Here is an 11,398-nt window from a genome sequence, read left to right on the forward strand (position 1 = left end):
TCTGTTAAATAGTAAGGTATAGCAGATTTTATTTTACACAAATAACATAGCTTTACTTGCCGCACATTGCAGCAGATGCCAAGATAACCTATGTTTCACTTTCTGTTACTCAGGCTGTTGTTATGGTTAAAATAAGCGCATTAAACAGCCAGCAACGTTTGTTGCAATTGGCTAAATCTCAGCTGGGTAGCATTAGGAGCGTCAACCCGGCCACTGCAAGCGATGCCCCTGAACAACAAGGTAACTTTAGCGATAAACACCATCTTCTGGCGGCCCGTTCCGGCGCGGCCAGCTCAGCCGCGCTAACGTTGGCACAACGGGCTGAACGCAGGCTGCAAATGCAGCGGGAGCGGCAGCAGTATAATCTTGAAAGTATTATGACTCTGGCACTGGAGTACTGCACCGATCAGGTTTCAACTCAGGATGTTGATCCAGACTGGTTTCAACAATTTTGTGAACTGGTGCTGGAGATCTCGAATAAAAGCATGCAACAGCTATGGGCTAAAATTCTGGCCGGAGAAATTGCCAGCCCGGGCAAGTTTTCGCTGAAAACCCTGCATACGCTAAAACGTATGAGTTACAAAGAAGCGCTGGCATTGCAGCAGGCAGTAAACCTGAGTTGTAAAACCCGGCAGGATCCCAGTGCCAGGATTTACTTCGGTTATATCCGCAAACCCTCGCTATGGCGAGTACTGACCGGCAAAAGCCGTGCAGTACTTAACCTGAACCAGTTTGGTTTATCTTACCCGCAAATACTCAGCCTGATAGACATCGGCCTGTTGCACAGCTCTGAAATTGAAAGTGGTGAATTACCTGCAGGCCAGGTACTTAACTGGCAGTACCAGCAATTACATCTGAATGGCACTATCAGCAGTAAAGGGGTGGTACTGCAATATTATAAATATACTGCCAGCGGTGCAGAGCTGCTGCCTTTGCTTAGCAGCCAGCCAAACCAGGCCTATATCAGCGCGTTAAAACAGTTACTGACCGGTATTATCAGTTTTAGCTGACGAACACCAATCTAATATTTGCTGTAGCTTATTCACTTCCAGCGGTTTAAAAATCACATCATTCATACCAGCGGCTTTAAAGCTGGCAACTTCATCAGCCAAGGCGTGAGCGGTAAAGGCCAGGATCGGCGTCAGCTGATACTCCTGCATTTGCCGTAGCTGTCTTGCAACCTCAGTACCATGCAGATCCGGTAGCTGAATATCTAATAAGATCACATCAAATTGCTGCCCGGTGCATAACTGCAGCGCCTGTTGCGCACAATTTGCCGTGGTCAGCTCCAGTGGCTGCTGTTTCAGTAGCATCTGGATAAATGCCAGGTTAGTTGGATTGTCATCAACCACTAAAAGTCTTGGTAGCTTAACTGTGTCAACTGTTTCTACCTGCTGTAATTCAGCCAGACAAAACGGTTCTGCTGTTATCGCAACACCCAGTGCCTCACGCCACATTTGAATACAATTTGGGTCAGCGTAACAGAACACTTTGCTGTTCTGTTTCAGTGCCTGGATCAGCTCAAGCCATGCAGCCAGCTCAGTGGGTGCTGGTAAGAAAATTAAAGCCGCATCGTAATGATACTGTTTAGCTTTAAGTTGTAGCTCGGCCAGATCAGTAGACTGCGCCACATGAGTAACCAAACTGCCCAGTGCAGCTTTGCGCTCGGTTAACCGGGCCAACTGCTGATCGAATAGCAACAGATGATTTAACCGCTTAACCTGCACCGGCTGACAATCCGCTGCAGGGATACGTACCGAAACTGTGCTGCCGAGCCCTTCGAGGGATTGCACTTCAATAACAGCATTAAGTTTAGTGGTTATCAGCGTAACAATCTGGCTATCACTATCCTGCCAGTGTTGGCTTTGCAGGCCTGGATTAACTAGCTGCTGCCTGACAGATGCCAACAAGCCGTCGCCATTGCCTGTCACACTGAGCAATAAACTACCCGCAGAGCCGGTAACACTAAGCTGCATATTCAGCGTCAGCTCAGTGATCCCCTCAGAGTGGCTGCTTAAGCGCAGCAAAGCCGTCAACAGTGTTGTCAGTAAACTCTCAGGCAATGCCAGTTGGTACACCGCGTTGGCTGCTGCCTCATTTAGTTGTAAAGTCAGATTTTGCGCGGCCAATATATTACGGTAATGTGGCAATTGCCGGGCAACGTATTCCGTTAATACCAGCGGCGTCAGTGGCTCTGGCTCGGTTGCCAGTGTTAACTCTGCCAACATTACTTGGCTGTGAAGAGCTTGCTGCAGGAGGTTGTCCGGCATAACAGCCTGCTGCTGTGTCAGTTGTCTGAGCTGTAAAATCTGTTGCTGCTGCTTTTGTTTACTCTGTTCATATAACCTTTGTAACTGTGCAGTTTGCTGTTTTTCGCTGGCAAGCGATTGGGTTAATTCCGTTATCTGCTGTTTAAGCTGGTTTTTTTCTGTGTCATCGCGGGAACGGTTGTTTAGTTGCTGGCCGGCAAGTTCGTTCAGCGCTAATTTTAATGGTGTCAGTTCTGATACCAGGTCTTCATCTAACCGGCTGTTTAACTGGCCCTGCTTTAACTGGCTGAGTTTATGTACCAGCAAACTAATATCGGTTTGCTGGCGTTGTGACACCCGGCCAATACCGCTAAGCATTACCAGTAAAGCCGCCCAGCCTAACATGGCCACTACCAACACGGGCACTAACCAGACACTGTAGTTACCCGGCGCATCAAGCTGTACCACAATATAGTAATTGTCATTCTGGCCGGCAATAACGTCTTCATAGCCGCTGCTGGCTGCAGACGACATAGGTTGTACCGCAATTAATTTGCCGGCTTCATGCCATAAGTGAAACTCATGTTGCCTGTGGTGTGGCTGGAACTGTGGTAACAAGGCGGCTTTATCGGTACCACTTATTAATCTGCCGCTGTCGCTGTACACGGCAATAGCGCCAACAGGCAGAACACTGGCATAACGTAAATGATTCAGTTGCGCTTTGAGTAAATCAGGGTTTTTGCTGGTCAGTAACGGCCGGATACTAAATTGCAGACTGGAGGTATATTGCTGCACCTGTGCGCGCTGCATAATTTTGCTTTCGTAGTGATACCACAACGCCGTAAACAACAGCATCAGGCTAAGTGCAATAAGCCAGGGCAGAGTTAACTGTCTGAAGTAATTTGTCAAAACTTAGCCTACCCGGACAATGCGTGAAATAACTATAAAACGATTTATCAGGCCTCACAAGACAGGCCTGGAAAATGCCGGCCAACTGTTACAGCCTGCCAGCATCTATTACCGTGCTTAAAAGTGCAGTTCTATACCGGCGAAAATGCCTTTAAAGTCAAGATCGGCATGTAAATTGTCAATATCATCCAGCCGCAGGTTCATGGCCCGATATCCCAGTTTCAGGCGCATATTCACGGCCAGATTATCCAGCACAGCATAAGCCACACCAGCCTGAACATCGTATATACGGTTGCCATCCAATGACACATAGCTACCCTGGGTAAATACATCCAGCCCGGTCAGCGGTAAGCCAACAATGGCCGACGCATACACCATAGGAATAAGCTGTGATGCCCGTTGCGACGCCGCCATGCCGTTCGCATCAGTTTCAGCAACAGCAACGGTACCATTAATGTATTTACCGTTTATGCCTAAATCCAGGCTGACCAGATCATTATCCAGAATTTCGTAGTACAACACATAGTCGGTGTTAGTCAGCTTGGTTTGGTTTTGTAGCTCTGTGCCGGCAGCAAAGGTGTTACCGGCAAAGCTAAAGTCGGTATTCAGGCTGGTTGAGCCTGAAGACTCTAACTGGTTATGCTGCAGCCTGATATTGGGTACAAATGGCAGAGGATGTTCCAGAGCAACATAATAAGATTTTTGCGTTTTGTCAGAGAAATTAAAATTCTGTATCTGGCTACTATTAGCAAAGCCGCCATCTGCAGAAGTGCGCCAGCCGTCTGCGCCAACGTAAAGCCCAAGCAAGGTATCTGCCTGTACAGGTCCGGTAAGTAAGAAGCCGCTAACAGATAAGATTAACGCGGTTTTTTTCATGCTTTAACTACCCTTGTGATAATAATTCGGAGAGATCAATCAGCGCAGCATTAGCGCGGGAGATATAATTTGCCATTACCAGGCTGTGGTTTGCCATTAAACCGAAGCCACTGCCGTTAAGCACCATAGGGCTCCAGATTGGCTGTTGCGTTGCTTCAAGTTCACGGATAATTTGCCGCAAACTGATCATGGCATTTTTACGTTGTAATACGTCATTAAAATCGGTTTCTATGGCTTTTAGAAAATGCAGTAAAGCCCAGGCAGCACCACGGGCTTCGTAAAATTCATCGTCTATTTTCCACCAGCTGGTTTTTATATTCCGATGTGCCGGCGTTTCTGTCGACTGGCGCGCAGACGCATCACCGGCCAGGTCCGTGTTAATACGCTCCTGGCCAACACTGGCGCTTAAACGTTGTGAGTAGCTGCCAAGCCGTTTTTCTACTGCTTTTACCCAGTCGCGCAAATTATCCGCGCGGGCGTAAAACTGGCTATCTGGTTTGGCGGGATCTAACAGCTCGGCACGATATAAATATAATTGCTCTATCGCCTTGGCATATTCGGCTTCAGCACTGGGGATAGCCCAGCTTCTGTGATCAATATTAAAACGCGGCTGTGCCACTTTAAGAAAAGCATTTTCTGTGGACTGAGACTGAGAGCGGCTGAAATCTTTGCGCAAGGCCAACGCCAGATCGCGTGACATTTCCAGTACGCCTAACTCCCACGCCGGCATATTATCTAGCAGGCTAAACGGCGGCATTATATCATTTGCCAGATAACCGCCGCTTTTATACAGCAAGGTTTCACTGACACGGATCAACGCAGTGGTGGTGCTATAACCGGTTATAGCGTCATCACCCAACTTGCGCTGCTCTTGTTTAATTTCTGCTATCAGCATGGCAGGTTCGCGGCTTACCCACCACGCGGTGCCATACATAAGCAGCAGTATTGCTAATACTGCTGCACTGATCAGTTTAGTATTAACCATAAAGCTACCCTCAGCGTTTAGGTGTGGCAGCTACCGGCACTGTCAACATCAGTTGCTGCCCGTCAGCAAACTCTAAAGTTAGCGGTATTTGCTGGCCAATTTCCAGTGTGTCTTTAGGTTCAAACAACATCAAGTGCAAACCACCCGGCTCAAATGCCACACTGCCACCGGCATCAATATTAATTTCACTGATTTGTTCCATGCGCATCATACCGTCTTTATGGGTATGCTGATGTAACTCGACCCGCGCAAACTGGCTGCTGCTGGCTGCAACAAGTTTAACGGCGTCTGCGGAATGATTATGTAATGTCAGGTAACCTGCTGTTACCGTGCGCCCCGGCATCGGCTGACGAATTTGGCTATCTTCGACACTGAATACAGCGTCAGCCTTGGCAGACATAGCGCAGCTTAAAATCAACAAAGCAGCAAAAAACCATCGCATCTTGTTTCTCCTTTATAGTCACGGCCTTATCTTACACCAGTTTCAACCAGTTAACAGCCCGTAACTTATCAGGCACAGTGTCAACGGTTTGGTAGCACCAGCGCAGCCACCAGATAGGCCAGTATTGCTGCAACGGGAAACATCACTAATAATATGACCGCCAGTAAACGGATCAGCCAGCGTGGTTGCTGATAGTAACCGGCAAAACCGGCACAAACGCCGGCAATTTTACGGTAGGCCCGGGCGCAATACCAACGATCAGTGTCATAAGTTGCCATTTGTCTGTACTCCCTCAAGGTGTTTTTTATTTATCTGACTCAGCTGTGCTAACAACAGTAAGGCCACAAAAATAGCAAAGGCGGTCAGTTCTATTGTTACCCAATTCATATCTGCGTTCCTTTTCTACAACATGCCGGTTTGCTACAGCATGCCTGAAGCTTTTTGCCCCAAACCAAACAGTGGCATCAGCCAGTGCCACAGCAGTACAACGGGGATGATGCTTAGCACCGGACTGAGAAACAGCAGCAGTAACCAACCGGATGACAGCAACATAACTTACTCTGCCACTACTGCGGCAGTATGCACTGCCTGATATGCCAGTAATGCCATTGCTGCGTCCTGCTCAGCGGTTTGCCGGGCCAGCAGTTCCAGCGCAGTTTTATGCAGTGCAATTCTGGCCTGTTGCTGAGTGTGGCTATGCAACTCTTGCAATTGCTGCCGGGCAGCGCCACGGATTTGATCCGTTAATTCATCAGCCATCGCATGGTTAGCCAGTAAAGTCCCGGCAAAAGCAGCAGTAAGGGTTAAAGCAGTCAGTGTGTTCATTATCGTTTCCTTGAAAGTGGTTAGTCTGTACTACACAACCGGTATTTCAAGTGCTGTGCCAAGTCAGCAAAACAGCATAAGGCACTGATATTAATCTATAAAATAATAAAGGCGGGTAACTTTCGTTATACCCGCCTTTTATTGAAAACCAAAAAATAGTGAAATTAACTAATCAGGTGGCTAAATCCGCTACAGGCGCTACTTTTGCCAGTGCCTGCAGCATTAACTCTGGTGTAGCGTCAGCAAAATGACCACGCTCGCTTAACAAACGCCGCCATTGTCTGGCACCTGGCATACCTTGAAATAACCCCAGCATATGGCGGGCAATATGCCAAAACCGGGCACCCTGCTGCATTTGCCGCTCAATATAAGGCAGCATATCCTGCACCACCTGATGCGGGCTGCGGCTGTAACCGGCTTTGCCATATATCAGCTCATCAACACTGCTTAGCAACATAGGGTTTGAATACGCCTCGCGCCCCACCATTACACCGTCCAGGTACTGCAGCTGTGCTTTGGCTTGCTCAAGTGTTTTAACGCCACCATTGAGGCTGATATTAAGTTGTGGAAATTCACGCTTTAACTGATATACCCGCTCGTAATTCAGTGGTGGCACTTCACGGTTTTCTTTCGGGCTTAAGCCTTTAAGCCAGGCTTTGCGGGCGTGGATAATCAGTTGCTGGCAACCTGCATCGGCTACTGTAGCGACAAAATCCTGCAAAAACTGATAATCGTCGGAATCGTCAATACCAATACGGGTTTTCACCGTCACCGGTATGCTGACGACATCCTGCATCGCTTTGATACAATCTGCTACCAGCTGTGGCTGTGCCATCAGGCAGGCACCAAACATACCGTTTTGTACCCGATCAGACGGGCAGCCGACATTAATATTTACTGCATCATAACCGCGCTGCTGTGCCAGCCTGGCGCAATGCGCCATATCAGCAGGGTTAGAGCCGCCAAGCTGCAGCACCACAGGATGCTCTTCTTTATTAAAAGCTAAATAATCACCGCTACCATGAATAATAGCGCCGGTGGTCACCATTTCGGTGTACAGCACGGCATGCTGACTCAGCAGGCGGTGAAAATAGCGACAATGCTTATCAGTCCAGTCCAGCATAGGGGCGACAGAGAACCTGTGAGGCAAAACATTTGAACCAGTATCTTGTATGCTATTGTTTTTCATTGATTTTAAAATAATCCGGTTGAATGACGTTTGTCATTATTCTGCGTTTTTTGTGGGGAACAGCTCTCCTTTTTTCACCACAGGGGACTAAATTACGCCCCAAAAAACGGATAAAATCGATGGCAAATTATACCATAGCAAAACGTAAAACGGGTGGGCAGACTGTCTACGCAGTAAGAGTGAGAGAGAAAGAAAAGGGCGTTGTTATATTCTCCAGGGCAAAAAATTTTCACAGCAAAACTGCGGCTGTCGCCTGGGGCAAACATATGGTCAATAAGGTTGAATCCTGCCTGGATGAAACAGACCCCGATTTAGTAGACTGCACCCTAGGTGAACTCATTGATCGCTATATAGGTTTGAAAGATGCCTCAAACCGACCGGTTGGTCGTACTGCCAGGAATACACTGTTATTAATCAGGCGCTATCCAATTAGTCAGATGCTGGTCACTAAAATCAGACCAAAAGATGTGATCAGTTTTTGTATTGAACGTAAACAAAGCGCCAACCACCCTACTCCACAAACTATTTCTATTGATGTCAGCTGTTTGAGAAAGGTGTTAAAGGTGGCCAAATCCATTTTTGGCGTAAAAACCGATGACCGCTGTGTTATAGATGCCTATGCTGCCCTGCATGATTTAAAACTAATTGCCCGCTCAAACCGCCGGGAGCGCCGACTAGAGCATTCAGAGCAATCCCAACTGCTAGAGCAACTGCGAGCCAGCGAACATCACCACGCATCATTTTTACCTCTTGCAGATCTATTCGAACTGTCCCTTATTACATGCTGTCGGATTGGCGAGTTATGTCAGCTTCGCTGGACTGATTTAGATACTGCTAATAAAGTAATTTTAATCCGGGATCGGAAAAGCCCGAATGGTTCAGTCGGCAACAACTGCGTACTACCTCTACTGGGCAATGCGCTGGACATCATCGAGCGGCAGCCAAAACAAACTGAGCTAATTTTTCCCTATAATTCACGCTCGGTTACAGCCGCATTCCGTAGAGTACGCAAGCGACTTGGAATCACTGATTTACGATATCATGATCTTCGCCGGGAGGGGGCTAGCCGCCTGATTGAGCAAGGCTTTTCAGTTGAGGAAGCCGCACGGGTAACAGGCCATAAAGATCTAAAAATCCTCTGGAACGTGTACGTGTCGATAAAACCCGCACATATTCACCTGAAAGAGCGTCAGCTGACACAGAGCTAAAAATCACAAACAAAGCGTGGCATCGTTCACGCTTTCACCTAACTTTCAGAAAAAAATTAAAGTGCTTTAGCATTTACCTGTCTCATCAACAGGTGAAATTTATGGCTTACGCAACAATCAAAACAGTAACATCTCGTGGCAAAACCAGATACAAAGCATTGATCCGGCAAAAACAGGCTGGTGTAGAGCTTCCAGCCAAAGTTAAGACTTTCGATACAGAATCAGATGCACAGCAATTCATTAAAGACTCGCTTGAAACGCTAAATAATCGAGCTTGTAGTGATAGCAGCGAACAAATAATTTTTCAGAATTTCGAACCAAAAATAGTATTTTCTAACGTGGCAGACGTGCTTAATTGGAGTTTAGCAAATCGCCAATCAGCAGCCCATGCTTACAGCAACTCTATGTTGTATGCCTGTCAGCAGCCCCTGAAATACGATATTTCGAGAGTGCATCCATCAGCGCTCTCTTACAAACATTTCGTCAGCTATTGCGAAGACCGTGCTACCAATGGGGCATCTCCCAGCACCGTTAATACGGAAATTCAAATTATAATTGCAGCTTTAAAGGACGCTGCGGAGAAATTTCCTGAACAAAATATACCTACGTTATATCTGGACACCTACACCAGGGATATGAAAAAAGCTGGTCACATATGCCAGTCAAGGAGGCGAAATCGGCGATTTAAACAGGGTGAAGCAGATTGGTTGTTTAACACAGCCAAACAGTTTGAAACTAAACATAAGACCAACCTTCCCTACACTATTATTATTCAGCTCCTTATCGAAACCTGCCTGCGACTATCAGAGTTGTTCAATCTTAAAGTGCGTGATGTGGATTTTAATAACAAGACAATCAAAATTTCCAATCTAAAAAACACCGGGCGTTCACCGCTCAAAAATACTTTCACAGCAAAAATGACAGACGCAGGTGTGGAATTGTTTAAAGCTTTAATTAAGCCAGATCTTGCCGCAGACGCTCGGATTTTCCCAATAAAAGGCAAAACTTTTTCAAAATATTTTGCCGAATTACGCACCGCCGCAGGTCTTGAGGATTTCAAACTGCACGACCTGCGTAGAGAGGGCATTTCCCGTAAATTTGAGCAAGGTCTTAGCGTTGTGCACATAGCAAAATTGTTTACAGGCCATCAAGACCTGTCGACCTTAACGGAGATTTATATCGAATTGGATGCGCAGAATGCCCTGTACACAATTTCAACCCGCCAGCAGTCTGATATATTCAGTGAGGAAACTAAAAATTCCGCATTAAAATATTTTTATCTCAATATAAAACCGCACATTTCTCAATCCGCTTTGGACGAAGTACTGGAAGCATTTTTAGCATAAAAATGCAAAAAAAGGCGCTAATGCAATTAGCCAACAAGTCGCGGAACGACATAACCGCAATAGCGGTTTTGGCGTGCAGCAGGCGCACGTTCGGCTGGCCCGAACTACCCTGAAATTGGTTTTGCCCTCAGGCAAAATTGCTGTCAGCAATCGCCAGATTGACGACAGCAACCCGATGACGTCGCCAGACGACATAGTTTTTGTGGCTGCGAAAAATCGCGCAGCGATCGCAGAACGAAAACGCCAAATTTCGGGGTAGTACGGGGCACCGCCCGGACGTGCGCCCCTGAGTTTGTAACGCTAGCACTAACAGTGCGTAAAGCCAAATCGGCCTCGCGAGGCCAGATTTGGCGGGCGTTACAAGCTCATTGTTTGTCAGATGACATCTGATAAACAACATGCGCAGCATGCCGGGTTGGCGAGATTCATCGCCAACTTTATAGCAAGATAATTTTCACAACATCTTGCAATGAAAATATTCATCAAACTGCGCGGAATTAAAAATTTCGCACAGCACTGTCCTTGTTAGTTAATCAATTTAACTAACGGAAAAAACACTATGAGTATGACCTCCGGCATTACTGAGCAATACCAACATTATCTAGCAGTTGATATGCATTACCAGCACGGCAGCAACAATAACCAAATTGGCAAAGCCCGACGTCGGCTGACAATGATCATTGTCGGTCGTTTCGGCCATACCAGCCCGCTTATCATCAAATGGCTGTATGGTATTTCCCAGCCACAGGCTCTGGCTCACCTTAATAAGCTATGTTTGGAGGGCATGTTGGACTATACCCAGACTCACCGCTCGCCTGATGATAGGCTGTACGTCCTCACCAAGGCTGGGGCTTTATATGTTGAACAACTTACCAGTATTCAACTGCACTTCCGTTCATCAGAACATGTCTCGCAGCGGGTTAATCTAAGTACCGTATTTCATGATCTAATCGTCCAGTTTGTTATTCTCAGGGGCATGGCAGAAGAGTATTTTGTCAACGGTGATAGTTTTAATGGCTGGAGCGCATTTTTGCGTATTTCGGGATGATCCGGCCAGCGATTTCGGCATGAGTCGGCCACCCATTTCGGTATCATCCGGCCACTGATTTCGGCCTTATCCGGCCACCTGTTTCGGTATCGTCCGGCCAGTTTGTTCTTCCTTCGTTTTACGGACTTTGGCATAACAGTTTTTTAACTGTTTGCCGGAGTAGTCATGACACGTAAAAAGAAAATGGTAAGGACAGATATGCAAACTTATCTGGATATATTCCGTCTTAAATTTGAGGCCAGACTAAGCGACAGGCAAATCTCTCAGGCTTTAAATATTGGCCGGGCAACCATCAGTGATTTGGTTATCCGCTTTAACAAT

General features: G+C 46.8%; 13 protein-coding genes. 4 read left to right on the plus strand and 9 right to left on the minus strand.

The window, feature by feature from the left end; translation table 11 throughout:
• Nucleotides 1–122: 122 nt before the first annotated feature.
• Nucleotides 123–1,010, plus strand: a complete 888-nt coding sequence (locus BLW68_RS11270) for a TIGR03899 family protein (protein ID WP_092793307.1) — start codon at nucleotides 123–125, stop codon at nucleotides 1,008–1,010.
• On the opposite strand, the gene BLW68_RS11275 is transcribed toward BLW68_RS11270, so the two are convergent.
• The 9 genes from BLW68_RS11275 to dusA all read right to left on the minus strand — a co-directional run bounded on the left by BLW68_RS11275 (nucleotide 981) and on the right by dusA (nucleotide 7,475).
• On the minus strand, nucleotides 981–3,158 hold the full coding sequence (locus BLW68_RS11275) for a response regulator (protein WP_143039951.1): 2,178 nt from the start codon (nucleotides 3,156–3,158) through the stop codon (nucleotides 981–983). The genes BLW68_RS11270 and BLW68_RS11275 overlap by 30 nt on opposite strands.
• A gap of 117 nt (nucleotides 3,159–3,275) precedes the next feature.
• On the minus strand, nucleotides 3,276–4,034 hold the full coding sequence (locus BLW68_RS11280) for a TIGR04219 family outer membrane beta-barrel protein (RefSeq protein WP_092793311.1): 759 nt from the start codon (nucleotides 4,032–4,034) through the stop codon (nucleotides 3,276–3,278).
• Between the two features lie 7 nt (nucleotides 4,035–4,041).
• Entirely contained in the window at nucleotides 4,042–5,019 is a 978-nt protein-coding gene (locus tag BLW68_RS11285; protein WP_092793313.1) for a DUF2333 family protein, read from the minus strand.
• A 10-nt stretch (nucleotides 5,020–5,029) separates the two neighbouring features.
• Nucleotides 5,030–5,461 carry a copper chaperone PCu(A)C gene (locus BLW68_RS11290; protein WP_092793315.1) on the minus strand — a complete coding sequence of 144 codons (432 nt, stop codon included), beginning with the start codon at nucleotides 5,459–5,461 and terminating at the stop codon, nucleotides 5,030–5,032.
• Nucleotides 5,462–5,541: 80 nt separating this feature from the next.
• A complete protein-coding gene (locus tag BLW68_RS11295) occupies nucleotides 5,542–5,739 on the minus strand; it encodes a PspC domain-containing protein (RefSeq protein ID WP_092793317.1) in 198 nt (65 codons plus the stop codon).
• Complete coding sequence (locus BLW68_RS21570) at nucleotides 5,726–5,848, minus strand: hypothetical protein (protein ID WP_281246200.1); 123 nt, start codon at nucleotides 5,846–5,848, stop codon at nucleotides 5,726–5,728. Before BLW68_RS21570 ends, BLW68_RS11295 begins: the two co-directional genes overlap by 14 nt.
• Before the next feature lie 33 nt (nucleotides 5,849–5,881).
• Complete coding sequence (locus BLW68_RS21575) at nucleotides 5,882–6,013, minus strand: hypothetical protein (RefSeq protein WP_259237746.1); 132 nt, start codon at nucleotides 6,011–6,013, stop codon at nucleotides 5,882–5,884.
• A gap of 3 nt (nucleotides 6,014–6,016) precedes the next feature.
• A complete protein-coding gene (locus tag BLW68_RS11300) occupies nucleotides 6,017–6,286 on the minus strand; it encodes a hypothetical protein (protein ID WP_092793319.1) in 270 nt (89 codons plus the stop codon).
• A 172-nt stretch (nucleotides 6,287–6,458) separates the two neighbouring features.
• Complete coding sequence (gene dusA, locus BLW68_RS11305; protein ID WP_092793321.1) at nucleotides 6,459–7,475, minus strand: tRNA dihydrouridine(20/20a) synthase DusA; 1,017 nt, start codon at nucleotides 7,473–7,475, stop codon at nucleotides 6,459–6,461.
• Nucleotides 7,476–7,594: 119 nt separating this feature from the next.
• On the opposite strand from dusA, the gene BLW68_RS11310 reads away from it, so the two are divergent.
• The 3 genes from BLW68_RS11310 to BLW68_RS11320 all read left to right on the plus strand — a co-directional run bounded on the left by BLW68_RS11310 (nucleotide 7,595) and on the right by BLW68_RS11320 (nucleotide 11,077).
• Nucleotides 7,595–8,683 carry a site-specific integrase gene (locus BLW68_RS11310; protein ID WP_092793323.1) on the plus strand — a complete coding sequence of 363 codons (1,089 nt, stop codon included), beginning with the start codon at nucleotides 7,595–7,597 and terminating at the stop codon, nucleotides 8,681–8,683.
• 101 nt (nucleotides 8,684–8,784) lie between these two features.
• A complete protein-coding gene (locus BLW68_RS11315) occupies nucleotides 8,785–10,029 on the plus strand; it encodes a site-specific integrase (protein ID WP_092793325.1) in 1,245 nt (414 codons plus the stop codon).
• 559 nt (nucleotides 10,030–10,588) lie between these two features.
• Nucleotides 10,589–11,077, plus strand: coding sequence for a hypothetical protein (locus BLW68_RS11320; RefSeq protein ID WP_092793327.1), 489 nt, complete (start codon nucleotides 10,589–10,591; stop codon nucleotides 11,075–11,077).
• The last annotated feature ends 321 nt before the right edge of the window (nucleotides 11,078–11,398 follow it).

Source organism: Rheinheimera pacifica (assembly GCF_900108485.1).
GTDB lineage: Bacteria > Pseudomonadota > Gammaproteobacteria > Enterobacterales > Alteromonadaceae > Alishewanella > Alishewanella pacifica.

Bases quoted from the DNA above. Each gene is read 5' to 3' on its own strand.
- BLW68_RS11310 (WP_092793323.1), top strand. From the start codon at position 7,595: ATGGCAAATTATACCATAGCAAAACGTAAAACGGGTGGGCAGACTGTC.
- BLW68_RS21570 (WP_281246200.1), bottom strand. From the start codon at position 5,848: ATGAATTGGGTAACAATAGAACTGACCGCCTTTGCTATTTTTGTGGCC.
- BLW68_RS11315 (WP_092793325.1), top strand. From the start codon at position 8,785: ATGGCTTACGCAACAATCAAAACAGTAACATCTCGTGGCAAAACCAGA.
- BLW68_RS11320 (WP_092793327.1), top strand. From the start codon at position 10,589: ATGAGTATGACCTCCGGCATTACTGAGCAATACCAACATTATCTAGCA.
- dusA (WP_092793321.1), bottom strand. From the start codon at position 7,475: ATGAAAAACAATAGCATACAAGATACTGGTTCAAATGTTTTGCCTCAC.
- BLW68_RS11280 (WP_092793311.1), bottom strand. From the start codon at position 4,034: ATGAAAAAAACCGCGTTAATCTTATCTGTTAGCGGCTTCTTACTTACC.
- BLW68_RS11295 (WP_092793317.1), bottom strand. From the start codon at position 5,739: ATGGCAACTTATGACACTGATCGTTGGTATTGCGCCCGGGCCTACCGT.
- BLW68_RS21575 (WP_259237746.1), bottom strand. From the start codon at position 6,013: ATGTTGCTGTCATCCGGTTGGTTACTGCTGCTGTTTCTCAGTCCGGTG.
- BLW68_RS11270 (WP_092793307.1), top strand. From the start codon at position 123: ATGGTTAAAATAAGCGCATTAAACAGCCAGCAACGTTTGTTGCAATTG.
- BLW68_RS11290 (WP_092793315.1), bottom strand. From the start codon at position 5,461: ATGCGATGGTTTTTTGCTGCTTTGTTGATTTTAAGCTGCGCTATGTCT.
- BLW68_RS11300 (WP_092793319.1), bottom strand. From the start codon at position 6,286: ATGAACACACTGACTGCTTTAACCCTTACTGCTGCTTTTGCCGGGACT.
- BLW68_RS11285 (WP_092793313.1), bottom strand. From the start codon at position 5,019: ATGGTTAATACTAAACTGATCAGTGCAGCAGTATTAGCAATACTGCTG.